Origin of the sequence: Brevundimonas terrae, assembly GCF_011761985.1 — a bacterium.
Lineage (GTDB): Bacteria > Pseudomonadota > Alphaproteobacteria > Caulobacterales > Caulobacteraceae > Brevundimonas > Brevundimonas terrae.
Genome location: NZ_JAASQT010000003.1, coordinates 241,435 through 266,064, shown reverse-complemented (window position 1 = coordinate 266,064; position 24,630 = coordinate 241,435). Strand labels below are relative to the sequence as shown.

At 60.7% G+C, this 24,630-nt stretch carries 22 protein-coding genes; 9 read left to right on the top strand and 13 right to left on the bottom strand.

Annotated features, from left to right (window positions below; genetic code table 11):
• On the top strand, nucleotides 1-1,059 hold the full coding sequence (locus FHS64_RS09645) for a DUF2332 domain-containing protein (RefSeq protein WP_167177988.1): 1,059 nt from the start codon (nucleotides 1-3) through the stop codon (nucleotides 1,057-1,059).
• On the opposite strand, the gene FHS64_RS09640 is transcribed toward FHS64_RS09645, so the two are convergent.
• The gene (locus FHS64_RS09640) at nucleotides 1,056-1,592 is read right to left on the bottom strand and encodes a DUF2061 domain-containing protein (protein ID WP_167177987.1); all 537 of its coding nucleotides are present in this window, start codon (nucleotides 1,590-1,592) and stop codon (nucleotides 1,056-1,058) included. The genes FHS64_RS09645 and FHS64_RS09640 overlap by 4 nt on opposite strands.
• 223 nt (nucleotides 1,593-1,815) lie before the next feature.
• Here FHS64_RS09640 and guaB point away from each other — a divergent pair, with 223 nt between their 5' ends.
• The 6 genes from guaB to FHS64_RS09610 all read left to right on the top strand — a co-directional run bounded on the left by guaB (nucleotide 1,816) and on the right by FHS64_RS09610 (nucleotide 8,022).
• Complete coding sequence (guaB, locus tag FHS64_RS09635) at nucleotides 1,816-3,273, top strand: IMP dehydrogenase (RefSeq protein ID WP_167177986.1); 1,458 nt, start codon at nucleotides 1,816-1,818, stop codon at nucleotides 3,271-3,273.
• Nucleotides 3,274-3,288: 15 nt separating this feature from the next.
• Nucleotides 3,289-3,681, top strand: a complete 393-nt coding sequence (locus FHS64_RS09630) for an MAPEG family protein (RefSeq protein ID WP_167177985.1) — start codon at nucleotides 3,289-3,291, stop codon at nucleotides 3,679-3,681.
• Nucleotides 3,682-3,692: 11 nt separating this feature from the next.
• Entirely contained in the window at nucleotides 3,693-4,964 is a 1,272-nt protein-coding gene (locus FHS64_RS09625) for an RsmB/NOP family class I SAM-dependent RNA methyltransferase (RefSeq protein ID WP_167177984.1), read from the top strand.
• Nucleotides 4,961-5,677 (top strand): 5'-methylthioadenosine/S-adenosylhomocysteine nucleosidase, encoded by a 717-nt coding sequence (locus FHS64_RS09620; RefSeq protein ID WP_167177983.1) that lies wholly within the window; start codon nucleotides 4,961-4,963, stop codon nucleotides 5,675-5,677. The genes FHS64_RS09625 and FHS64_RS09620 overlap by 4 nt, the downstream gene beginning before the upstream one ends.
• Nucleotides 5,674-7,236: a glutamine-hydrolyzing GMP synthase gene (gene guaA / locus FHS64_RS09615; protein ID WP_167177982.1), complete on the top strand. Its 1,563-nt coding sequence runs from the start codon at nucleotides 5,674-5,676 to the stop codon at nucleotides 7,234-7,236. The genes FHS64_RS09620 and guaA overlap by 4 nt, the downstream gene beginning before the upstream one ends.
• Before the next feature lie 72 nt (nucleotides 7,237-7,308).
• Nucleotides 7,309-8,022: a phosphoribosylaminoimidazolesuccinocarboxamide synthase gene (locus FHS64_RS09610; protein WP_167177981.1), complete on the top strand. Its 714-nt coding sequence runs from the start codon at nucleotides 7,309-7,311 to the stop codon at nucleotides 8,020-8,022.
• Between the two features lie 73 nt (nucleotides 8,023-8,095).
• Here FHS64_RS09610 and FHS64_RS09605 read toward each other — a convergent pair whose 3' ends face one another.
• Nucleotides 8,096-10,537, bottom strand: coding sequence for a TonB-dependent receptor (locus FHS64_RS09605; RefSeq protein ID WP_167177980.1), 2,442 nt, complete (start codon nucleotides 10,535-10,537; stop codon nucleotides 8,096-8,098).
• A gap of 140 nt (nucleotides 10,538-10,677) precedes the next feature.
• Here FHS64_RS09605 and FHS64_RS09600 point away from each other — a divergent pair, with 140 nt between their 5' ends.
• A complete protein-coding gene (locus tag FHS64_RS09600) occupies nucleotides 10,678-11,334 on the top strand; it encodes a TetR family transcriptional regulator (protein WP_167177979.1) in 657 nt (218 codons plus the stop codon).
• A 24-nt stretch (nucleotides 11,335-11,358) separates the two neighbouring features.
• Here FHS64_RS09600 and FHS64_RS09595 read toward each other — a convergent pair whose 3' ends face one another.
• The 11 genes from FHS64_RS09595 to phhA all read right to left on the bottom strand — a co-directional run bounded on the left by FHS64_RS09595 (nucleotide 11,359) and on the right by phhA (nucleotide 23,990).
• Complete coding sequence (locus FHS64_RS09595) at nucleotides 11,359-12,741, bottom strand: aldehyde dehydrogenase family protein (protein ID WP_167177978.1); 1,383 nt, start codon at nucleotides 12,739-12,741, stop codon at nucleotides 11,359-11,361.
• Nucleotides 12,732-13,877 (bottom strand): SO2930 family diheme c-type cytochrome, encoded by a 1,146-nt coding sequence (locus tag FHS64_RS09590; protein ID WP_167177977.1) that lies wholly within the window; start codon nucleotides 13,875-13,877, stop codon nucleotides 12,732-12,734. The genes FHS64_RS09595 and FHS64_RS09590 overlap by 10 nt, the downstream gene beginning before the upstream one ends.
• Before the next feature lie 8 nt (nucleotides 13,878-13,885).
• Nucleotides 13,886-15,127, bottom strand: a complete 1,242-nt coding sequence (locus tag FHS64_RS09585; RefSeq protein WP_167177976.1) for a parallel beta-helix domain-containing protein — start codon at nucleotides 15,125-15,127, stop codon at nucleotides 13,886-13,888.
• A gap of 177 nt (nucleotides 15,128-15,304) precedes the next feature.
• A complete protein-coding gene (locus tag FHS64_RS09580; protein ID WP_167177975.1) occupies nucleotides 15,305-16,681 on the bottom strand; it encodes an APC family permease in 1,377 nt (458 codons plus the stop codon).
• Nucleotides 16,682-17,173: 492 nt separating this feature from the next.
• A complete protein-coding gene (locus tag FHS64_RS14280) occupies nucleotides 17,174-18,592 on the bottom strand; it encodes a copper resistance protein B (RefSeq protein ID WP_243862911.1) in 1,419 nt (472 codons plus the stop codon).
• Nucleotides 18,589-20,361 carry a copper resistance system multicopper oxidase gene (locus tag FHS64_RS09570; RefSeq protein WP_167177974.1) on the bottom strand — a complete coding sequence of 591 codons (1,773 nt, stop codon included), beginning with the start codon at nucleotides 20,359-20,361 and terminating at the stop codon, nucleotides 18,589-18,591. The genes FHS64_RS14280 and FHS64_RS09570 overlap by 4 nt, the downstream gene beginning before the upstream one ends.
• 131 nt (nucleotides 20,362-20,492) lie before the next feature.
• Nucleotides 20,493-20,978, bottom strand: a complete 486-nt coding sequence (locus tag FHS64_RS09565) for an RNA polymerase sigma factor (protein WP_167177973.1) — start codon at nucleotides 20,976-20,978, stop codon at nucleotides 20,493-20,495.
• A 72-nt stretch (nucleotides 20,979-21,050) separates the two neighbouring features.
• Entirely contained in the window at nucleotides 21,051-21,497 is a 447-nt protein-coding gene (locus tag FHS64_RS09560; RefSeq protein ID WP_341771134.1) for a Spy/CpxP family protein refolding chaperone, read from the bottom strand.
• Nucleotides 21,494-21,784 (bottom strand): hypothetical protein, encoded by a 291-nt coding sequence (locus FHS64_RS09555; protein WP_167177972.1) that lies wholly within the window; start codon nucleotides 21,782-21,784, stop codon nucleotides 21,494-21,496. Before FHS64_RS09555 ends, FHS64_RS09560 begins: the two co-directional genes overlap by 4 nt.
• A gap of 209 nt (nucleotides 21,785-21,993) precedes the next feature.
• Nucleotides 21,994-23,064, bottom strand: a complete 1,071-nt coding sequence (hppD, locus tag FHS64_RS09550) for a 4-hydroxyphenylpyruvate dioxygenase (protein ID WP_167177971.1) — start codon at nucleotides 23,062-23,064, stop codon at nucleotides 21,994-21,996.
• Between the two features lie 59 nt (nucleotides 23,065-23,123).
• On the bottom strand, nucleotides 23,124-23,990 hold the full coding sequence (gene phhA, locus FHS64_RS09545) for a phenylalanine 4-monooxygenase (RefSeq protein ID WP_167178116.1): 867 nt from the start codon (nucleotides 23,988-23,990) through the stop codon (nucleotides 23,124-23,126).
• Between the two features lie 160 nt (nucleotides 23,991-24,150).
• Here phhA and FHS64_RS09540 point away from each other — a divergent pair, with 160 nt between their 5' ends.
• The gene (locus FHS64_RS09540; protein ID WP_167177970.1) at nucleotides 24,151-24,618 is read left to right on the top strand and encodes an Lrp/AsnC family transcriptional regulator; all 468 of its coding nucleotides are present in this window, start codon (nucleotides 24,151-24,153) and stop codon (nucleotides 24,616-24,618) included.
• Nucleotides 24,619-24,630: the final 12 nt, after the last annotated feature.

Here is a 24,630-nt window from a genome sequence, read left to right as displayed (position 1 = left end):
ATGGCGGTGCGGACGGCGTTTGCAAATCAATCAGCCATCTGCACCAAGGCCGGTGCCCCCTTTACGGGCCGCCTGTGCCGCCTTGTGGGCGAGAGGCTGGATGACAGCACCGCCCTTGGCGCGCGCATTCTGAACTGGGGCGGCAACCCTTCGCATGAGGGCGATGCCCTGCCGCTGCGCCTAATGGGCGGGCTTCATGCCTTGGCGCGTGACGGGCGTGATGCAGCATGGTCGACGGTTTACCCGCCGTCTGTGACCCCCGCTGATGAGGCGCTGTGGGCTTTGCTCAATGGCGTTCTGGCGCACCATGCCGATTTTATCGCGCCGTGGCTGGATGGTCCGCCACAGACGAACGAGGTCGGGCGATCGGCGGCCCTGATGGCGGGCTTGCTGGTTCTGGCTGACCGTTTTGGGCTTGGGTTTGATACCTATGAGCTTGGGGCCAGTGCGGGACTGAACAGCCGGCTGGATCATTATGCCCATGATCTGGGCGGGGTTCTGACGGGTGATCAGGCGTCCAAGGTCCGCTTGCAACCGCAATGGACGGGCAGGGCACCGCCCAAGGCCGAGGTGGTGATCGGCCAAAAGCATCTGGTGGACCTGAACCCGCTGGATGCCACAGACCCGCAGACACAGGCGCGGCTAAAGGCCTATGTCTGGGCCGACCAACTAGAGCGTCTGGCGCGACTGGAGGCGGCGCTGGAGGTGGCAGGGCGCTATCCGTTGGCGATGGCCAAGGCCGATGCGGCGGACTGGCTGGAACAGGCTCTGTCGCCCGCGCCTGTGGCCGGTGTGTGCCGCGTCGTCATGCACACGATTGCCTATCAGTATTTCCCGCCACAGGCTCAAGATCGCATCCGCCAGCATCTGGATACAGTCGGGCGTCTGGCGCGTCCCGATGCACCCTTGGCATGGTTGTCATTTGAACAGTCCGAGCGAGGCGGGGCGGAACGCAGGCCGTTACTAGAACTGACGGTGTGGACGGGCGAGGCCGAACCTGTGACGCAGGTTCTGGCCCAGTGTCAGCCCCACGGGGCCGAGATCGACTGGAAGCTCTAGGCGCGTTTGCTTTCCACGCGCGTCCAGATGCGGTCGTGGAAGGTGAAGAACACCGTCTGTACCAGAGGCTCGATCAGGCCAATCGCCAGAGCCGCACGGATGTCATCGGTCAGGGCATAGGCCACGCTGACGGCGACCATGAAATGCATGACGCCATAGGTCAGGGTTTTCAGCGCAATCTGTTTGAACGAGCGGGGCAGGGCATGGCTGTGTCCTGAATGGTCAAAAGGGCTGCGACCATGGGCGCGGCTTTGTTCGTCGGGGGACATGACGCCGATGCGCGAGGTGAAGGCCTCGGCGGCTTCTTCCAGTCCCGAATGCAGGCGGCGCTTTTCAATCAGGTGCCAGACACGGTCATGGATGGCATAGGCAAAGGTCTGGAAAATCGGCTCGACCATGCCGATGGCCAAGGCCAGCCGGACATCGCGCGTGATCGCAAAGGCCACTGCGATAGCGACCACAAGGTGCATCACACCATAGCTGGCGATTTTCAGCGCCAATTGGCGGGCAGTGTTGAGGATCAGGGCGACCATTTATTCAAAATGGAACCTGGGCACCAAGGTTTCAAATGATAAATTTTTATTATGGATATAACCATTTTCTAAATATGGTCTTTTGTCTTTCAAGCTCCGGCCAAGCTTCCCGTCGTAGCATTTGGTTGCGTGCAGTGACCGGATAGCGGCGGTTTTGATTAAGAACCTCTTGCCTAAGGGTAGGGTTTCGCTCTATACGCGGCCCGCAAAACGGAGACTCCCAATGGAGATACGCGAAGGCCTTACCTTCGATGATGTTTTGCTCGAACCGGGTCCGTCGGAGGTTATGCCTGCTGACGTTGACGTCTCGACGCGCCTGACGCGCGACATCACACTGAACATCCCTCTGCTGTCGTCCGCCATGGACACAGTCACCGAAAGCCGCCTCGCGATTGCGATGGCTCAGGCTGGCGGTATGGGCATTCTGCACCGCAACATGACGATCGACGAGCAGGCCGAGCAGGTCCGCACCGTCAAGCGCTATGAAAGCGGCATGGTCATCAACCCTGTGACCGTTTCGCCTGAAACCACGCTGGGCGAAGTGCGCGACATCGTGGCCCGCAAGAAGATCACCGGCTTCCCTGTTGTCGATCCGGCAACGGGTCTGCTGGTCGGCATGTTGACCAACCGCGACATGCGTTTTGAGACAGATCCTTCGATCAAGGCCTCGGCCCTGATGACCACGGGCAATCTGATCACGGTGCGCGAAGGCGCAAGCCGCGAGGAAGCGCGCGAGCTTCTGCGCACCCGCAAGATCGAGCGTGTCATCGTTGTGGACGACCAGAACCGCGCTGTCGGCCTGATCACCATGAAGGACATCGAGAAGGCTCAAGCCTTCCCGTTTGCCGCCAAGGACGATCAAGGCCGCCTGCTGGTCGGCGCTGCCTCGACCGTCGGTGATGCCGGTTACGAACGCGCCATGGCGCTGGCTGAAGCCGGTGCAGACGTTGTGGTCATCGACACCGCCCACGGCCACTCGGCCTCGGTCGCCGCTGTCGTCGAGCGCATCAAGCGCGAGAACAACCGTATCGCTATCATTGCCGGTAACGTCGCCACCTATGACGCCACCCGCGCCCTGATCGATGCCGGTGCCGATGCCGTTAAGGTCGGTATTGGTCCGGGTTCGATCTGCACCACGCGCATCGTCGCCGGTGTTGGCGTGCCGCAACTGACTGCGATCATGGACGCTGCCCGCGCTGCTGAAGGTACTGGCGCTACCGTCATTGCCGATGGCGGCATCAAATATTCGGGTGACATGGCCAAGGCCATCGCTGCCGGTGCATCGGTTGCCATGATGGGCTCGATGTTCGCAGGCACCGATGAATCGCCGGGCGAGGTCTTCCTGTACCAGGGCCGTAGCTACAAGTCGTATCGCGGCATGGGTTCGGTCGGTGCTATGGGGGCCGGCTCTGCGGACCGTTACTTCCAGAAGGAAGTCTCGTCCGAGAAGCTGGTACCGGAAGGTATCGAGGGCCAGACGGCCTATAAGGGCCCGATTGCTCCGGTCATCCACCAGATGGTCGGCGGTCTTCGTGCTTCGATGGGTTATGTCGGTGGTGCAAACATTGGCGAGTTCCAGAAACGCGCCCGCTTTGTACGCATCACGGGTGCTGGCTTGCGCGAAAGCCACGTCCATGACGTCATGATTACCCGCGAGGCCCCGAACTACCGTCAGGGCTAAATCCAAGGCTAAGACATGACCATCGAGCTGACCTATCTGAGTGCCACTCTCGCCCTTGCTCTGGTGCAGATTTTCCTGCCCGCAGGCGCGCGAACCTCTGAGTTCGGCTTGAAATGGAATGCGGGCCCGCGTGACAGCACGCCTTCGTCGGGGAAACCCCTGACAGGGCGTCTGGAGCGGGCCCAGTCCAATCTGTTCGAGACCCTGCCTTTGTTTATCGGTGCTGTGCTGATCGCCCATGTGGCGGGGGCCAACGGCGCGATGACAGCGTGGGGCTCGGCGCTCTATTTCTGGGGGCGGGTGGTGTTCGTACCGCTCTATGCCATGGGCATCCCCTTTATCCGGTCGCTGGTATGGCTGGTCTCGCTTGCGGGACTGGTCATGGTTCTGGTGGCCCCGTTTATTTGAACTGAAGTCCATTGACCCCAGCCGCCCGTCTCGCCGCCGCCGCATCCATCCTCGATTCCATCGCGCAGGGCCGTCAGCCCGCCGAGGTGGTGATGAAGGCTTGGGGCACCGCCAACCGCTATGCCGGTTCCAAGGACCGTCGCGCCATTGCCGACCGCGTCTATAAGGTTATCCGCGCCCGCGCCCGTCTGAGCTGGATCATGGGTGGCCGTGAAGATGGCCGCGCTCTGGTGATCGGCAGCCTGCATGCGCTGGACAACCTGCCGCTGGAAGAGATCGAAGCCCTGCACTCGGGCGACGGCTACGGCCCGCGTCCGCTGTCCAAGCAGGAACGCAGCCGCATCACCTCGGTCGAGGGCGAACTGCCCGGTTGGGTGGCTGCAGGCCTTCCGAAATTTGTGGTCGAAGACTTCCAGAAGGTCTTTGGCGACGACTGGCAAAATCAGGCGCACGAACTGATGGCCCCGCGCGCGCCGATCGACCTGCGTATCAACAGCCTGAAGACCACGCGCGAAGACGTCGAGGGCGAACTGCGCGCTGCCGAACTGTCGCCGGAATACACGCCGTGGTCGGAGCTGGGCCTGCGCCTTGCCGCCGAGCCGCCGCCCAATATTCAGGCGCTGGAAGGCTTCAAGACAGGCGCATTCGAAATTCAGGACGAAGGCAGCCAGATCATCTGCGCCCTCGTCGATGCCAAGCCGGGCACGACGGTTGTCGATTACTGCGCCGGTGGTGGCGGCAAGACCCTCGGTCTGGCCCAGTCGATGCAGGGGCAGGGCCGTCTGGTGGCCTCCGACGTGGTCAACAAGCGTCTGGAAAACATCCGTCCGCGTCTGGAACGTGCGGGCGTCGAGGCTGAACTGGTCCTGATCGGCCAGAACGGTGGCGGTCTGGAAGCCCTGAACGACGCGGCCGATCTGGTGCTGGTGGATGCGCCTTGCTCGGGTTCGGGCACATGGCGTCGTCACCCCGAGGACGCATGGCGTCTGACGGCCGACGAGGTCGAGCGTCTGCATGGTCTGCAAACCCGCATCATGTCGCAGGCTGCGAAACTAGTGAAGGTGGGCGGTCGTATCGCCTATGTCACCTGCTCGATGCTGAGCCGCGAGAACGAGGACACGGCAGCGGCGTTTGAAGCGGCCCATCCGAACTTCAAGCCGGTTCCGCTGACCGAAGACATGCACGCCGTCGCAACCCTGGCCAAGGGTCACACCCTGCGGATGTCACCTGCCTCGACCGGCACGGACGGCTTCTTCTTCGCCCTTTACGAGCGCGCCCAGTGAGGGCACGGGTCGAACGCATCGGAGACGTCACCGTCCTTCCGGTGATGGCGGCCCCTGCCGAATATCGCCAGCAGCTTCAGGCGCGCATTCGCCCGCTGATGACGGGCATCGGTCCGGTGGAAGGGGCGATTGCCCTGACCGCCGAACTGGCCCGCCGCGAGGCTACGGGCGATATGCCCGATCTGGTGGTGGTGCTGGGCTCATCGGGTTCGCCGATCCTTGAACACGCCGCCGTCTATCAGGTCACATCCGTCGATTACCGCGACATGGATGCCAGTCCGCTGGGCTTCCCCAAGGGGATTACGCCGCTGCTGGACATGCCTGCGGTTATGCCCTTGCCCTGCCGTCTTGAGGGGGTGCCGCACGCCACGCTCTCGACGGGGGCCAATGTGGTGTCCGGTGCCGCCTATGACGCGCTGGACGCCGATATGGTGGACATGGAGACGTTCGCCCTTTTGCGTGCTGCCCAGACCTTCTGTGTGCCTCTGATGGCGCTGCGTGGCGTGTCGGACGGTAAGGCCGAACTGACCCGCCTCGAAGACTGGACCTCCACGCTCGATCATGTCGATGCCCATCTGGCGGATGCATGGGACAAACTGGTGGCTGCGCTGGAGCGCGGCGGCCTGCATGCCCTGATGCCCGCCACACTTGAACAACCGGCCGCAAAAGGCCTAGACCCCGCCGCAACTCCCGTATCGGATTCGCTTTCATGACCCAGCCGACCCAACACCAGAAGGTGCTTATCGTCGACTTCGGCAGTCAGGTGACGCAGCTTATTGCCCGTCGTCTGCGCGAGCTGAATGTCTATTGCGAGATTCACCCCTATACCAAGGCCACCACGGCTCTGGAGGCCATGCAGCCTCAGGCCGTGATCTTCTCGGGTGGACCCAACTCGACGACCGACGCCGACAGCCCCCGCGTCGATCACAAGATCTTTGAATATGGCGCGCCGATTTTCGGCATCTGCTATGGCGAGCAACTGATCTGCGCCGAACTGGGTGGCAAGGTCGAGAGCGGCCATGACCGCGAATTCGGTCGTGCCGATATCAGCATCGTCAAGGACAGCCCGCTGTTCGCCGGTATCGCCAAGGCGGGCGAGAACGAGCCGGTCTGGATGAGCCATGGTGACCGCGTCACCGCCATCCCCGAAGGCTTTGAAGTCATCGCCACCTCGGAAGGCGCGCCGTATGCGGCCATCGCCAATACCGAGAAGAAAATCTACGCCGTGCAGTTCCACCCCGAGGTGATGCACACCCCGCGCGGCGCGGAAATGCTCAAGAACTTCGTCTATAACATCGCCGGTCTGACCGGTGACTGGACCATGGCCGCTTACCGCGAAGAGCAGGTCGCCAAGATCCGCGAACAGGTCGGCGACGCCAAGGTCATCTGCGGCCTGTCGGGCGGTGTGGATTCTTCGGTGGCGGCGGTTCTGATCCACGAAGCGATCGGTGACCAACTGACCTGTGTGTTCGTGGATACGGGCCTGCTGCGCAAGGACGAGGCCACACAGGTCACGACCCTGTTCCGCGAGCATTACAACATCCCGCTGGTCCATGTTGACGCCTCGGACCGCTTCCTTGGCGAGCTGGCCGGCATCTCGGATCCGGAAACCAAGCGCAAGACGATTGGTCGTCTGTTCATCGAAGTGTTCGATGAAGAATCGTCCAAGATCGAGGGCGCAGAATTCCTCGCCCAAGGCACGCTCTATCCGGACGTGATCGAGAGCCTGTCGGCCTCGGGTGGTCCGTCGCAAGTCATCAAGTCGCACCACAATGTGGGCGGCCTGCCGGACTATATGAAGCTGAAACTGGTCGAGCCGCTGCGCGAACTGTTCAAGGACGAGGTCCGTGCTCTGGGCCGCGAACTGGGCCTGACCGAAGCTTTCGTTGGCCGTCACCCGTTCCCTGGACCGGGTCTGGCCATCCGTATTCCGGGCGAGATCACGCCGGACGCGGTTGCCACCCTGCAAGACGCCGACGCCATCTATCTGGACGAGATTCGCAAGGCGGGTCTGTATAACGAAATCTGGCAGGCCTTTGCTGTGCTGCTGCCGGTCAAGACGGTTGGCGTGATGGGCGATGCCCGCACCTATGAAAAGGTTCTGGCCCTTCGTGCCGTGACCTCCACCGACGGTATGACCGCCGACTTCTTCCAGTTCCCGTGGGAAGTTCTGGCCCGCACGGCCACCCGCATCATCAATCAGGTGCCGGGCGTGAACCGCGTTGTCTACGATGTGACCTCGAAGCCTCCGGGCACCATCGAGTGGGAATAAGCGGCTGGGGCGGGGTGCCGATCTGCGTATCCCGCCTCGCCACAAGGTATTGAAGCATCAGGTAATAAGCCAATGAATGCCAACGAGAAAATCTATTCCGGTAAGACCAAGGACATCTATGCCTTGCCGAACGGAAACATCCTTCTTGCCTTTAAGGATGATGTGACCGGCGCGGACGGTGTGATTGATCCGGGTGCCAATACCGTCATCGGCAAGGTCGAAGGCAAGGGCCGCAAGTCTCTGGCCATGACCGATTACTTCTTCAAAGGCCTGCGTGCGGCCAATATCCCCACCCATCTGGTGCAACTGGATATCGAGCAAGGCACGATGGAAGTTCGTCGTGCCGAGCCGCTGGGCAAGGACGTCAACGGCGCTGGCGGTCTGGAGTTTGTATGCCGCACCCGTCCGTGGGGCAGCTTTGTTCGCCGCTATAAGCAGTACATCCGCGATACCGAACAAAAGCTCGACTACCTCGTGGAAATCACGCTCAAGGATGACGAGCGCGGTGATCCGCTGATCAATGACGATACGCTGGTTGCACTGGGCCTTCTCAGCCCGTCCCACCTGCAACAGGCTAAGGACATTACCCGCAATGTCTGCCGCATCGTCGAGACCGATCTGCGGGGCAAGGGTCTGACCCTGATCGATATGAAGATTGAACTGGGCCTTGTGGATGACGAGGTCGTTGTCATCGACGAGATCTCGGCCGATGCCATGCGCGTCATGGATGACACCGGCACAGTTCTGGCCCACGGCACGGTTTACGAAAAGCTGATCGGTGCCTGATCTGTAGGGCGGGGAGCTGCTCCCGAGCCAAAAGTAACGCCTGAGACTGGATCACAGTCTCAGGCGTTTTTGTTTAGTAGGTGAAGGTCAGGTCCACGCCCCACATGCGGGGTTCGGTGATGCCCACAAATGGTGTGCCAAGCGTAGTGGCGGTGATGTTGTTCACGCCGGTCACATACTGGTTGTCGAACACGTTGTTGACGTAGAAGCCGAGCTGGTAGCGCTCGTCGGGGGTGCGCCAGTAGATACGGACATCCGTGCGGTTCTGGGCTTCGGACGGGTCGAACCACGGGGTTTGCAGGCACGATCCCTGACCCACAGATGTTTTGTTGCACCGGCCTTCGCCGCGATAGGCGTGGACCAGTTGCATATCCAGTGAACCCATATCGGCCATGTGGTGGCGATAGGAAATGCCCGCCGATGCCGACCACAGAGGCTCGCCCGTTGGCTGACCGTCGAGGGGACCATCATCGGTCATCTTATGCTTGTAGGTGGCGTCGATATATTGGGCATTGGCGAACAGGTTCAGCCCGTCCACCGGCTCCATATCCAGCTGCATATCCAGACCCCAAGCGGTGTCGTCGCTGGTCTCGACCAGATATTGCGGCACATTCGATCCTGCCGGTGTTACCAGACGGATGGATTGTTTGCCGTCATAATCATACTGGAAGGCCGAGATGTTGAAGCGGGTGCGTGAACCCAGATCGCTCTTCAGACCGATTTCGAAATTCTGCACGTCTTCGTTGTCAAAGCGCGAGCCGACCTCGACGCTGTTAAAGCCACCGGCCTTGTAGCCCTTGGCATAGGAGAAGAAGATCATCGCCTTGTCGGTCAGCTTATAGTCCGCAACGAAGCGCGGGCTGAGGTCCGACCATGAATCCGACTGCTCGCAGGTGACGCCTTCCTGCACAGTGACGCCGTTGTCGCAGGGCACACCGGCCAGTCCCGACAGGTCGAAAATATAGTCCGAATACAGATAGCCGAGCGCCGGACCCATATAGGTGTCCAGTACGGCATTGATCATCGGATCATTGATGACGGCATCCAGTTCAGGGGCGATGCGTGGCCCGTTGAGCCATTTGAACGATTTTTCGTCACGCGTATATCGCAGGCCGAATGTCAGGTTCAGCCGGTCAGTTGTGGCCCAGATGACATCGGCGAACAGGGCGCTGGCATTGAAATCGCCCTCATTGATCATGTTCTCCTGCCAGCCATGGCCGAGGGTGCTGGCCGGAATATTGGCCATGCCCAAAATCATGTCGGCCATAGAGAACAGAGGCATGCCCGCGGCGTTGTTCAGGATGGTGTTGATGGTGTCGGTTGTGGCGTAGGTATCGCTGCGCTGCTTGGCGTTTTCGGAATAATAGCTGGCACCGGCGATCCAGTTGAACGCGCCGTGTTCACCGGCAAGCCGGAATTCCTGATACCAGGAGCTGTTCTTCTCGACATTATTGGTATCGAAATACAGGTCCGGACGGCTGGTACCATCTTCGTCCTCGCGGTTTTCGGTTTTGAAGGACCGGACCGAGGTCAGGGAGGTGAAGTCGATATCACCGAAGGCGTGGGTGATGGTCAAAACGCCTTCATCAAGGCGGCGTGTTTCGTGGTTGTCGATCACATCATTGCGGATGCCGACCTTGAACGGATCGAGATAATCGGCGGGTTCGGACGGGAAGGCCGGCAGGCCGGGCGCGGCGGGCAGGGCGACAATACCGATAGCGGGGCGGGCATCCTGATCGATCTCGTCGTGCGACCAGCTTAGGTTGACTTGTGTATTGGGACCGACATCCCAACGCAGGGCCGCCCGTGCCGCCCAGTTATCTTCGCGGTCATAGTCAGCGCCGGTTTCCTCGTCGATCAGCCAGCCGTCGCGGCTATTGACCAGAGCATTGAAACGCAGGGCCAGCTTGTCATTGACCGGCACGTTCAGCAGGCCTTCGACGCGGCGCTTGTCATATTCGCCCAAGCGAACGCCAAGGCGGGCCTCGAACGCGTCGCTGGGCTTGTTGGTGGTGATGGAGACGGCCCCTGCGGCACTGTTGCGGCCAAACAGCGTGCCCTGCGGGCCTTTCAGCACCTCGATGCGCGACACATCGCTAAAGGCCAGCAGCGCCGCGCCCGAACGAGCCGCATAGACGCCATCGACATAGACCCCGACCGCTGGGTCGGTGCCGACACCGAAGTCCGATGTCGAAACGCCGCGAATGCTATAGCGAGCCTGTGTGGGGCTGGTGTTCGAGACAGACAGGCCGGGGACGAAGACGGAAATGTCGCCCATATCGTCTGCGGCGAGGGTTTCGAGGGTTTGGCCGGTCACCACATTGACCGTGATCGGCACTTCCTGAAGACTTTGCTCGCGTCTCTGGGCGGTGACGATGATCTCGCCCAGAGCGGTACTGGTCTGGCTGGTCGTGTCCTGTGCCGCCTGTGCGGCGGCCAGTTCGGGGGCAGCCAGTGCGGCCAAGGCCACGCTCGCGGCCAGTGTGGTCTTCAGACCGTGTTTTGTTTTGATCATAGTTGCCCTCCCAGACCCCTGTTATCTAAAATTAAGAAACAGAATATTATTCAGTTTGGCAAGGGGCTGTACGTCTATGTGGCTTACAGAAATGCCAAGCCGTGTTAGACCGCACTGAGCTGATGAAGAGGAGCGCATCCGTGGACTCGCGCGTGCCGCAGGCAACGATCACCACACTGGAGCGGCGAACTGCGCCGATGCAGCAGCGTGCGCGCGACAGGATTGACCTTGTCCTGGCGGCGGCTGAGCGCCTGTTGGCGACGACGGCTGTGGACACCATCACCACCAGCGCGATCGCGGCCGAGGCCGATGTGCCGGTCAGCTCGATCTATCGCTATTTCCCGAATGTCTTTGCCATTTACAAAGACTTGTTCGAGGTGCGGGTGGCGCAAATCCACGGGCGCATCGCCGAAATCCTCGAGGATGCGCAATATAAGACGTGGCGTGAACGTCATCTGGCGGTGATGCTGGTTCTACGCGGCACATTGAGTGAAGACCCGATCTATCGCCCGCTGTTTCATCTGATGCTGACGACCCGCGAACTGCGGATCGTGAAGGATCAGGCCAATGCCCAGATCGCCGCCTATCTGGCTGCGCGGTGGGAGCAGGGGCTGGACGGTTTTCGCGGGGGTGTGCCCTTGGCGGTTGCCCGTATGGCCACCGAGATTTTCACCTCGTTTGAAACCCTGACCAGTGGCGAGATCCAGCCGGAACTGACCGAACAGTTGTTCGTCGAGGCCACCGTGGCGCTGGAGCGGTATCTGTCCTTCTATCTGGCAGACGACACCGCAGCCTAGGCCCCAAGCCTTGTTCGCTAAGAGTTAGGTTACGCGCCGCAGCATAGACAGCTTGCTTGGCGTAAACGGCGGATAGCGGACACTGGCGTCCAGAGCGAAGCCACGCTTTAAAACGGCCCGCTGATGGCTGAAGGCCTTGAAGCTGTAATGGCCGTGATAGCTGCCCATACCGCTGGCCCCCACACCGCCGAACGGCAGGTTCGGATTGGCCATGAACACCACGGTGTCATTGATGGTGGCCGAGCCTGATCGCGTTTCGGCAAGGATGCGATCTGCTGTCTGTGGGTTGCGCGTAAAGGCATAGAGCGCCAGTGCGGGGGAGCGGGCATTGATAGCCGCCAGCGGCACATCCAGAGTCTGATAGGGCAGGACCGGCAGGATGGGGCCAAAGATTTCCTCGCGCAGCACAGCCGCATTGGCCGGAACCTCGGTCAGGATGGTCGGGGCCACATAGCAGTCTTCGATATCGGCCTGACCGCCGGTGACCGCGCGGCCATTGTCCAGCAGGGCCTGTAGGCGGGCCGCATGTCGCGGATTGACGATGCGCCCGAAGTCGGGGCTTTGCTTCGGGTCTGGACCAAACATGGTCGCAACGGCCCGTTTCAGTTCGTCCAGCAGACGGGCTTCGACCGAAGCGGCCACATAGACATGGTCGGGCGCGACGCAGATTTGACCGGCATTGAGGAAGCGGCCCCAGACAATGCGTCTGGCGGCGACAGCCAGATCGGCGGTTTCGTCCACAATACAGGGGTTCTGCCCGCCCAGTTCCAGCACCACGGGGGTGAGGTTCTTGGCCGCGGCCTCCATGACGATCCGGCCCACCCGTTCGCCGCCCGTATAGAAGATCAGGTCAAAATGCTGGGCCAGCAAGGTCGTCGAGACATCGGCGGGGCCTTCGATAACCGCATAGGCTTTCGGGTCCAGATACTGTTCGACCAGTTGTTTCAGCAGTGCCGATGATGCAGGTGCCAGTTCCGACGGTTTGATAATGGCGCAATTGCCCGCCGCAATGGCACCGATCAGCGGTGACAGCACCAGTTGGAACGGATAATTCCACGCACCGATGATCAGGGTCACGCCAAAGGGGCTGGGCACAACAAAGCTTTTGCCGGGCAGGATAGCCAGAGGCGTGCCTGTCCGTTGGGGCTTGTTCCAGCGGCGCAGGTTCTTGCGGGCGTGGGCCGCTTCTTTGGATACCAGATCGATTTCGGCGGTGCAGGCCTCACCAAAAGGTTTGCCCAGATCGGCCTTTAACGCCTCGGCGATGGCCGCCTCGTTTTCGGCCATCATCCGCTCCAGCGCGGCGAGCTGGCCTTTGCGCCAGTCCAGATCGCGCGTCAGCCCTTCATTGAAGGCACGGCGCAGCGTCAGAACGGTTTGTGCGATGGCGTTGGCTGTCACTGGCATGACCCTTTCATAGCGTCGATCCAGAAGCGGATCAGGGCGATGCCTTCCTCGTGGCGGGTCGAGCGGCCGATTTCAGGCATCATGATCGCCGGATTGGTCGAGTCCATGCGGAAGGGAATGATGGATTCACCTGCCTTGCCGGGCACAATGTCGAAAAGCAGATTGCCCGTACCCGCACCGGCCGCCACCGGCAGTTTGCAGACACCTGTTGGTTTGGGCTGGGTGGCACTGGCATCGAGATACAGGCCCGATGTACCGGCGGGCCCCTGCGGCGTGTGGCAGTGACCACAGTTGACGTCGAGATAGGCCCGTGCCCGTTCATCGGTCGAGGCGTTCGGGTCGATCCACGAAACCTGAAGCGGCAGGTCTTGCTGTGCGGGCAGTCCTTTCAGATAGCCCATGGCGGCAAGACGCGTCAGTTGGTTTTCGGATTTTTCGGCAAAGGTGAAGTCATGGTTCATCAGTCGGGCCTTGGGGCCGATCGGCTGGATGACGCGCGTGGCCACATTGGTCGCATGACAGGCGGAACACTGGGTCACATTGGGAACGATGTAGTTGAAAGGCTCTTTGGTGCCGTTTTCGCGCACCAGTGTCAGAGGGACATTCTCGCCAATCCGGTGCAGGACCGCTTCGGTCTGGGTGTCGTTCCACAGATAGGTCAGAGCCGCCCAGCCTTCCTCGCGGCGGACCAGCAGACGTGTCTCGATCATACGTACATGGCCAAGATCAAGCCCGTCGCCGTCGTGGATCAGTTCAGGATCGGCTTTTTGCAGAACCTGACCCTTACGATCTGTCTGGTAGAAGAAGGTCTTGGAGATGACCGTGCCGACAGGGAATGACAGCACATCCTTGGGGTCATAGTCCGCCGAAACACCGGCGGGCATCCAGATCGTGCGCAGCTTTTGCGCATAGTCGGTGAACAGCGGCGTGGTCAGGTCATAGGACACGACCCGCTCGCCAAGCACCAGCGCACCATCGGAAACCTGCACCATGCCCCAGTCCTTGAGCGACTTGGGGTTTTCCGACGCGAAGAAGGTCGGATTGGCCAAGGGCTGTACTGCCGGTTCGGGCTTGGAGCAGCCTGCTGCTGCGGTGACGAGCAGCAGGCCTAGAGTGAACAAACGGAACAGAGACATGGGCCGTGTCAGGCGTTCGGTAGGACGACAGGCGACAGGCGCGGCAGGGTGCATTTGTGCGGCGTCATGTCGGTGTTCGGGTTGGCGTACTTGTTCGGGCCATCCACGTTCAGAACACCGGCCTCGCCATTGTCGATGCAGATGCGCTTGTCAGCGGGCATTTGGCCGTTCACCAGAACCGCCGGATTGACATAGCCGTCCCACAGGATGTCGGGGAAACGACCGGTCGGGCCGAACTTGGCAATGCGCAGGGCCTGGAATTCCACGCCGTCAGGCGCGTTGCCGCCGCCGCTGAAGCGGTTGTCCTTGATCAGGATCGCTTCGGGATAGGGGTCGAAATCGGCGCTCATGGCGCTGTCCGAATAGCCCGCCGAGAACAGGCTGGAGACGATGATATTGGCCGTCTTGTTGTCGGCAATCTCGTTGTCGAAAATCTCGACCTGATCGTTGGAGTTAATTATGACACCCGTGCCCGCAGGGACGCTGGCGACCGGCGTACCGGCATGGCCGAAGTTGCGGGTATTGTTGGAGACGGCGCGGTTGTTATAGACGCGGGTCCGGTAACCGGCCTGTTGTAACTGGGGCATGTTGAAAACAAGGATGCCGCCGGTGTTGTTGGTGGCCAGGTTTTCATAAACATCGGCGTCGATGCAGTTTTCGATCTCGATACCGGCCACATTGTATTCGGCACGGTTACGGCGAACCACGACGTTTTGCGACTGGCCGACATAGATACCGGCATCGGAAGCGCCGATGGCCACGCTGTCTTCGATCAGGACGTTTTTCGTTTGGACCGGATAGATGCCATAGGCACCGTTCTCGGTTTTCGGGCCTTGGGTCCATTCCGTGCGGACCTTGCGCACGATGATATTCTCGCCCTTGTTGATCTTGATCGCGTCACCCTTGGTGTCTTCGATCGCCAGATTTTCAATGGTGAAATTGCTGGCCGTGACCAGCAGGCCTTGGGCCCCGGCGGCCTGGTTTCGGAAGTTCAGGATGGTCTTGTCCATGCCCTGACCGCGAATGGTCACGCCATCGACCACCAGACTAAGCTCGCGATCAATGCTGAAGACGCCTGCGGGGATTTCGATCACCGAGCCGGGTTTGGCATCGATGAGAAGTTCCATCAGCTCGTTCTGGTAGGTGGTATTGGCCTTGGAAAGGTCGGTGCCTTTCGAGGTGGGCGTGTTTTGTCCGCAAGCACTTAAAACGAGTGCGATGGCGACCGGTATCCAGGTGTGCATTTTCATGAAGTTCCCCTCCAGAACGCTTCTCGAAATTCAGCATTATCCCAAGCTTTCATAATGGTCAGGCCTACGCAAGCTGAAAATGAAACTCTTTCTGTTTTGGTGTGGAGGGCGATCGTGCTGTTACCGGCATGGAAACGAAAAGGCCTTCCGATTGCTCGGAAGGCCTGATTGTCGGGCTTAGGCTGATGGCTGTCTGGCTGCGCTTCGGCGGCTGTAGAGGAAATAGACGGCGATGCCGACGATGTTCCAGATGATGAACCACATCAGGGTTTTCTGGGGCAGGCTGACCAGCAGATAAAGACAACCTGCAATCGAGACGGGGCCGATCACCCATGCCAGCGGGGTTCTGAAGCCGCGCGGCATGTCGGGTTTTTTGACGCGTAGGATCAGCATGCACAGGGCCACTGCCGAGAAGGCCACCAGAGTTCCGGCATTGGCCAGAGCGACGATTTCACCCAGCGGCAGGAACAGCGAGATGCTGCCGACCACCACAACAGTGAAGAGCGTGATCCGCACAGGTGCGCCCTTGGCCGAGACCTTGGCCAGCGCGCGCGGCAGAAGGCCGTCACGCGACAGGGCAAAGAAGACGCGGCTCTGGCCATAGAAGAAGGCCAGAATGACGGTGGGCAGGGTGATGACGGCGGTCACGGCGAGGAAGTGCGCCGCACCCGGCTGCTCGATCAGGCGCAGGATCAGGGCCAGCGGCTCGGGGCTGTTGGCAAAGGTCAGGAAGGGCGTGCTGCCCAACGCAGCAAGGGCGATCACCACATAGATCAGCGCACAAGCGACCATGGAACCCATAATGCCGATCGGCAGGTCGCGTTTGGGGTTCTTGGTTTCTTCGCCCGCAGTCGCGATGGCGTCAAAGCCGTAGAAGGCCGAGAAGATGATGGCTGCGGCGGCCATGATGCCGCGCTCGATGCCGTCATCGCTCATCGTGCTGCCAAAGCCGTAGGGGCTGAAGGGCACCAGATTGGCGGTATCGAAATGGGGCAGGGCGAACCAGACAAACAGGGCCAGTGCCGACAGTTTGACCGCCACAAGGACCATGTTGAAGGTGGCGCTCTTGCTGGTGCCCATCAGAAGCAGGCCCGCAACGGCGATAATGATGACCAGGGCCGGAATATTGGCCACGCCACCGGCATGGGGACCATTCATCAAGGTCATGGGGACGCCCAGCCAGTCATGCAGCAGAGGCGCGGCATAGCCGGACCAGCTAACCGCCACGGCGCTGACCACAAGGCTGTATTCCAGAATGAGGCTCCAGCCGATGATCCAGCCGATCGTCTGGCCCAGAACGGTGCGGGTATAGCCATAGGCACTGCCCGATGTGTTGATGGTCGAGGCCATCTCCGCATAGCAGAGCGCAGCGCAGGCGCAGACGAAACCGGCGATCAGGAAAGAAACCAGAACCGCAGGACCGGCCTTGTCGGCACCGATGCCGATCAGGGTCAGGATACCCGTGCCGACAATGGCCCCGACGCCCATGGCGATCAGGTGTGGCCAGCTAAGATTACGGGCGAGGGCAGGCGAGGTGGGGGAAGCGTCACCCATACAGGGAAATCCGAAGCAAAATAAAAGGGCCGCGAAGGCCCGTTACAGACTGGTGATCCGGCCTGTCGGGCCATGAATGCACGTTGGGGTTATATTTCGCATATTCACCGCAGAGGCCATCCCCTAACGCAGATTTGCGACGGAAAGGATGAAACCGCTTCGATATGCCTGAATGGAGAAACGGTTATCGATGAGTGCGCGCTATGGGGGCGAACTGTCCTGATTATCGAGAGATAACGGGATGAAATACTCATTTTCACGGCCCATAGAGGCGGGATAGATGGCCCGAAAACGCTTTAGTGATCGCAAGCGCAGACCAGACGACCGCCTGGAGGCGGATTTATGCAGGATCGCTCTCGGTTATATTAGGAAAACTGCGTGTTGCGAGGGGCGGCGATATGGCAATGCACAACCATACCGAACTCTGGCGGTATTCCTCCCCTTGAAACTTGCGCGGGCCATGAAAATGACCCGCGCTTTTTTATTTCAGGATCAGAGCCAGGCCTTGATGCCGATGACGAAGCGGGTGTCATCCACGCGGTCGCCACGGGCGCGGGCATAGTCGGCTGTATCGCCGAAGGAACGGCTCCATTCGACGCCGATATAGGGCGCGAACTCCTTGCGGATTTCATAGCGAAGACGAAGCCCCGCCGTGACGGAGGTCAGGCCGGACCCGATTTCCAGCTCCGGAATGTCGCTGGCCGACAGGGCCACTTCGAGGGCCGGTTGCAAGATCCATTTCTGGGTAATGCGCTGGTCGTATTCGGCCTCGAGATGCGCCGTCAGATCGCCCTCGGTGGACAGATACAAGGCCGCGCCCGTCTCGAACCAGTATGGGGCAACGCCCTGGATACCGGCGGTCAGATGGGTGGTGTCCTCGCCATCGGGGCGGAAGTCGTGGCGTACACCGGCCTGCACATCCCAGAAGGGGGCAATGGCGCGGCTATAGAGGGCGTGAACCTCGACCTCGTGCAGCTTGCCCTTGGTTTCGCCTTCGCCCTCGGTCTTCCACCAGAAGCGGTTGATGTCGCCGCCGGTCCAGCCAAAGGCGCTCCAGCCATAGCTGTTGGGTGCATCGCCGAAGCCGGCTTCTAGCTTGTCGATGAACAGGCTGGTGCTGCCCATGCCGCCATTCTCTAATAGCAGCAGTTGGCGCGACGCTGCCATCAAGGCGGGATCGAACAGAAGGTCTGCCGCATGGGCCGGATTGGCAAAGGCACCTGCGGGCGGTGTGGCTTCGACCAGACGTCCGTGTTTGGAATCCACGCTGGTCGGAATGTTCGGCCCGCCACGCATGGCGCTCATATCGTGGCCCGCATGGGGATCAGCTTGGGCAGGGGCCGCAGCGTGATCAGCATGGCCGCTCATATCGTGGCCCGCATGGGGATCAGCTTGGGCAGGGGTCGCCGTGTGACCGGCATGGCTGCTCATGTCGTGGCCCGCATGGGGATCAGCTTGGGCAGGGGCAGTGGTGTGACCGGAATGGCCGCTCATATCGTGGCCCGCATGCGGATCGGTTTGAGCAGGGGCCGCCGTGTGACCGGCATGGCTGCTCATATCGTGGCCCGCGTGCGGATCAGCTTGAGCAAGGGCAGCGGTGTGACCGGTGTGGCCGCTCATGTCGTGACCCGCATGGGGATCGGCTTGGGCAGGGGCCGCCGTGTGACCGGCATGGCCGCTCATGTCGTGACCCGCATGGGGATCAGCTTGCGTAGGGGTCGCGGTGTGACCGGCGTGGCCGCTCATGTCATGACCTGCATGCGGATCAGGGGCGGGCTTTTGCGCCTTGGGTTGAGCTTGCGGTGCGGGTGCGGCATGGCCTGCGTGTCCGGCATGGCTTTGGGCCATGGCGACATTGGCGGCCAGTATCAGCGGCAGGGCAGCGGCGGCGGTGAGCAGGGCGCGGTTCATCGGGCGGCTCCTTGCAGCGGACGGACGGTGACGACGTTGAACATACCGGCGTGCATGTGCATCAGAAGGTGGCAGTGGAAGGCCCAGTCCCCCGGTGCATTGGCGGTCAGGTCAAACGTGGCCTTACCCCCCGGCAGGACATTGATCGTGTGTTTCAGCGGCTGGTAGCCATCCTGACCATTGACCAGTTCGAAGAAGTGGCCGTGCAGGTGGATGGGGTGGGACATCATGGTGTCGTTCACAAGTGTCACCCGCACACGCTCGTTCAGCTCGAACCGGATCGGCTCGACCAGCTCCGAGAATTTACGACCGTCAAAGCCCCACATGAACCGTTCCATATTGCCGGTCAGGTGGATTTCCATGCTGCGCGACGGGGCGCGGGTGTCGGTATTGGGCGTCAGCGATTTCAGATCGGCATAGGTCAGCACGCGGTGCTCGACATTTTCCAGCCCTTGCGGCTTGTCGGCATAGCGATTGGCCGGAGCCATAGCGATAGCATCGACACCCACGCCCACAGCCATATCGGCAGGGGCATTGTCGGGGTTACGCATGCTGGCACCGCTGTGGTCCATCTTGCCACCAGCACCATGGCCCATGGCGGCGTGATCCATGGCATCTGCGCCATGACCCATAGCCGCGTGATCCATTCCGCCCATACCCATGTCGCGCATGGTCAGGTTGGGGATGGTGCGCAAGGGTGGCACTTCTGCGGTCATGCCCATACGCGGAGCAAGGGTGGCGCGTGCCATGCCGGAGCTGTCGATGGCCTCGGCCACAAGCGTATAGGCGCGATCGGCTGTGGGGCGCACAATCACATCATAGGTTTCGGCGACCGAGATCTGGAACTCGTCCACCTCTACCGGCTGCACGTTCTCGCCATCGGCATTGACGATGGTGACAGGCAGGCCCGGAATACGGACGTTAAAGATCGACATGGCCGAGGCGTTGATGATGCGAAGACGCACGCGTTCCCCAGGCTGGAACAGGCCGGTCCAGTTTTCTTCGGGGCCGTGGCCGTTGACCAGATAGGTATAGGTGGTGCCGTTGACATCAAGGATGTCGCGCGGGTCCATCCGCATACCGGCCCATGTGCGGCGCTCCGACAGGCCCATGCCTTGCGAGCCGTCCATCAGGCCCGCCAGCGTCATCTTCTGGTTGTTGAAATAGCCGGGGCTTTTCTTGAGCTTGTCGAGGATTTCGTGCGGATGCAGGAAGCTCCAGTCCGACAGCACAATCACATGCTCGCGGTCATAGGCGACCGGATCGGCACCCGCCGGATCAATGATGATCGGGCCATAATGGCCCATGGCTTCCTGCAGGCCCGAATGGGAATGGTACCAGAAGGTGCCCGACTGTTTGACGGGGAACTCGTAGACAAAGGTTTCGTGCGGCTTGATGCCGGGGAAGCTGACGCCCGGAACGCCGTCCATCTGGAACGGCAGCAACAGGCCGTGCCAGTGGATCGAGGTGTCCTCTTCCAGATGGTTGGTCACCGACAGGCGTACATTCTGGCCTTCGCGCAGACGGATCAGCGGCGCAGGCAAGGTGCCGTTGATCATAAAGGCATGGCCGGTGCGACCGCCGACCGTGAACTCGCCGTGGTTGACGGACAGGTCCACATTCGGCCCGTTCAGTGTCGTCATGTCGGGGCGAATGCCGGCCGATCCACTTTGTGCCCATGCGGGAAGAAGGCCACTGAGGGCGACAATGCCCCCTCCGGCGGCGGCACCGCGTAACAGGCTGCGGCGATCAAGGCGCATCGGCGTCATCGGGTAATCCTCAAGTCTCGGTCTTAAGCCACGGGGGAGGGCGTGTGTGATGCTCGTCTGTCCATGAATACGCAAAGCGTGGGGCTACCCCTCGAAACCCGCGACAAGATTACAGGTTTCGTCGACGACTTTCAGAATGAAACAGCGATGGCCAGTTTCTGGCGGGCGCGGGCGATGCGGGTTTCGACCGCCTTGGTGGTGATGCCCAGAATATGGGCGGCTTCCTGCTGGCTGCGGCCATCGACTGTGGTCAGCAAGAGCGGGGCCTTGAGGGTGTCCGGCAGGTCGCGCAGAGCCATATTCAGGCGCTCCAGACGGCGGCGGTCATCGACAAGGGTTTCGGCATCGGGGGCATCGTCGGTGATATGCGCGGCCTCGGGGGCATCCAGTCCCACACTGTGGCGCATCCAGCGGCGCACTGTACGGCGACGGCCCCAGTCGCGGCATTTGTTCAGGGCAATGGCGCGCAACCAGACATCGAACGGTCGGGCTGGATCATAGCGGTGGATGGCCAGCCACGCCGAGGTGTAGGTTTCCTGCACCAGATCAAGGGCGTCTTCGTTGTCACCCGTATAGCGCCGGACAAAGCGGAACAGACCGCTTTTGGTGGCGGTCATCAGGGTTTCAAACGCCGCGCGGTCTTTACCCGCCGCGCGTGCACAGATTGCGGGATCGGTAACCACGAGGGCTTACCGGCCAACCTCTTGAAGCAGGGTATCCACCACGCGGGCGTCAAAGGTTTCGGCCTGTTCCGGCGTCATGACCGCACGCATTTCAAAGACGTGGGCGATGGTGGCTTTTTGCAGATTGCCCATGGCGACGTGGAAATGATCGACCGCCGACTGAACCGCAGGGCTGTTGCCCTGACTGGCGGAAATGGCCGATGCCAGTTCGCGGTTGGCATTGCGGACCTCGGCCTCCAGTGTCCGGCGTTGGTCGGCAAAGCGGGCTTCGATATCGCGGATGCTGGCCGTCTGTGCCGCGTCCAGTTTTAGCTCCTGATGCACAATGGCATGCAGGCCGGGATTATCCTGTTGGCGCAGCATCAGGCTGGCGCAACCCCATGCACCGGCGGCCCCTGCGACCACGGCCACGAGGGCCATAAGGATGAAGGATTTCAAACCTTTGCTCATCATCCTTGCTCCGTCTGGTTCAGTGGCATCAGGCTGGAAGACAGGCTGAAGGCCTGCATTTCATTATCGGAGGGCTGGAAGTGGCGCACGGCAATGCCGCCATTGACGATACCGACCACCAGCGCAACGGCCAGAGCCGCGCCTTGCATACGCACGGTGCGGGCACGCTCGATACGGGCCTCGATGCGTTGCCAGACCTGCGTTTCCAGTCCGTCCAGAATGTCGGTGGAGCCGGTCGCAATGTGCGCCGCAAGGGCGCTGTCAATGTCGTGTGTCGTGACTGGGGTCATGGTTCGCTTGCCCGAATGGAGCTGTCCCTACAGGCTTATACGCAGCCAGCAGGTAATCCCCTCGCCAAAAATAAAAGAACCCCGCCATCACGGATGATGGCGGGGCTTCAGGCGGGGAGAAAGATGTGATCCCGACAGAGGATCGGCAGCCCGGATTATCAAGCTGCAAATAGAAACGGGCGGAGCGTTACAGCTCCGCCCGACAGTCTTTAGGCATCGACCTTGATGACGCCGCGACGGATCTGGTCCAGTTCGATGGACTCGAACAGGGCCTGGAAATTGCCGTTGCCGAAGCCTTCATTGCCCTTGCGCTGGATGATCTCGAAGAAGATCGGGCCGAACAGGTTTTCGGTGAAGATTTGCAGCAGCAGACCTTCTTCGCCGACATTGCCGTCCAGCAGAATGCGGTTCTTCTTCAGGCGCTCGAGGTCTTCACCGTGGCCGGGGACGCGCTTGTCCACCAGTTCGTAATAGGTCTCGATCGTGTCTTGCAATTTGACGCCACGGGCGCGCAGTTTTTCTACGGTGCTGTAGATGTCCTGCGTGGTCATGGCGAGGTGCTGGATACCTTCGCCATTGTACTGACGGATGAACTCTTCGATTTGCGAGTTCTCGTCCTGGCTCTCGTTCAGCGGGATACGGATGGCCTTGTCCGGCGCGATCATCGCTTGCGAGAACAGGCCGGTGGCCTTGCCCTTGATGTCGAAATACTTCTGCTCTTCAAAGCCGAAGATCTGGTTGTAGAAGGTCGACCAGGTACGCATCTGGCCACGCTTCACGTTGTGGGTCAGGTGGTCGAGAATCTCGAGGCCGACGGCGTTTTCGGCCTCGGCCTGTTGCCAGCCTAGGATCTCGGTCCAGCCATCATAGATGCTGCCTTTGTCGCCATACTGATCGATCAGATACAGGTACGAACCGCCAATGCCTTGCAGCACCTTGGCATCGTCATCCAGAGCGCCGACCGAGGCGTCAACCGCCTTTGCACCGCGCGAGATGGCCAGATCAAACGCCTGTTGGGCGTCGGCAACGCGGAAGGCCATGCCCGAGGCCGACGGGCCGTGGGCGGCACGGAAATCGGCGGCCTGACCGGTCGGCTCGTCATTGACCAGCAGGTTGGTCTGGCCTTGCTTGTAGCGGGTGATCTTCTTGGTCGGGTGGGTGTGCGTCGGCACAAAGCCCAGCTGTTCGATCAGCGCCTTCATGGCGGCCGGATCAGGGCTGGTGAATTCGACGAACTCGAAACCGTCGAGGCCGATGGGGTTTTCAGCGGTAATGGCCATGGGGTTGGTCTTTCCTTGCTGTGCTGCCCGATCTTGGGGGCGGCTAAAATCGAGTGAAATCAGTTGTCCGTGACGCGGTTGGCCCAGGCTTGGTTGCCTTGGTTGTAAACGCGGTCGGTGGGCAGGATATCGGCGGGCTCGTATTCGGATTCGTTGGCGATCTGGGCATAGATCGGCGCAAAGTCGGTATCGATGGTTTGCTTCAACAGGTCTTCGAAGCTGTCGATGACGAAATAGGTCTGCTGGAAGTCGTCAATGCGATAGCGGGTCTGCATGACGCGCTTCATGTCGAAACCGATGCGGTTGGGCGACTTGTCATCCAGCGCAAAGATGGACTCGGTGCGCGACGAGACAATACCCGCGCCATACAGCTTCATATCGTCGCCATCGCGGATCAGGCCGAACTCGACCGTGTACCAGTAAAGGCGCGACAGGTTATGGATGGCGTTGTGCTTGATGGCCTTCATGCCACCCATGCCATAGGCCTGCATGTAGTCGGCAAACACAGGGTTCGCCAGCAGCGGCACATGGCCGAACACGTCATGGAAGACGTCCGGCTCTTGCAGATAGTCGATTTGTTCCGGCGTACGCAGGAAGTTGCCGGCGACAAAGCGGCGATTGGCCAGATGCTCGAAAAACACCTCGTCAGGCACCAGACCCGGAACGGCCACAACCTGCCAGCCGGTCAGCTTATGAAGGCGCTCGGATAGCTCTTCGAAATTCGGAATGCCGCTGTCGGATAGTTTCAGGCGCTCGAGGCCTTCCATGAAGGCCGGCGTGACCCGCGAGGGCAGCATCTTGGTCTGGCGCTCGTACAGAACATCCCACAGGGCATGTTCCTCGGGCGTATAGGCAGACCAGTTCTGCGGGATTGTCCAGTCGCTTGATGCGCCTTCGGGTGGTGTCTGAAGCACATGGCTGGCCATGGCGTATTCTCCCATAGATCCAAACTGCCGCTCCCTTTATCGGAAGTCTGTGCCTAAATTTGGATGCCTATATTTTGCCATCACAGAATGCGCGATTGCCTTTCAAAAACGACCTCAAAAGGGTATCGTGTGATGATTGTATTTCAAAAATGATGGCATAATGAAACAAGCCTCTCTTGATGATGTGGATCGTCGAATCCTGCGACTGCTGCAAGTCGATGCGTCCATGAGCCATGCGGCGCTGGCCGAGGCGGCGGGCTCGTCTCCGGCGTCGTGCTGGCGGCGGATCAAGGCCATGGAAGAGGCGGGGATTTTGCGCGCCTCGGTTCGGCTGGTGGATGCCGATCTGGTGGGGCGCGGCGTCAATATCATGTGTCAGGTGCGGATGAAGTCGCACGCGCCGAACGACCGTCTGGCCTTCGAGCATTTCCTGCAAGCCAAGCCCGAGGTTATGGAGGCCCACTCGATGTCCGGTGAATGGGACTATCTGCTGCGGATCGTGGCCGAGGATGTGGCGGGCTATGAGCGTTTCCTGATGCGCGACCTGCTCAACCATGCCAACGTCGCCACAGCCGCCTCGCACTTTGCGCTCAGTCAGGTGAAATATACGACGGCATTACCGGTCTAGAGGGCCGGTTTT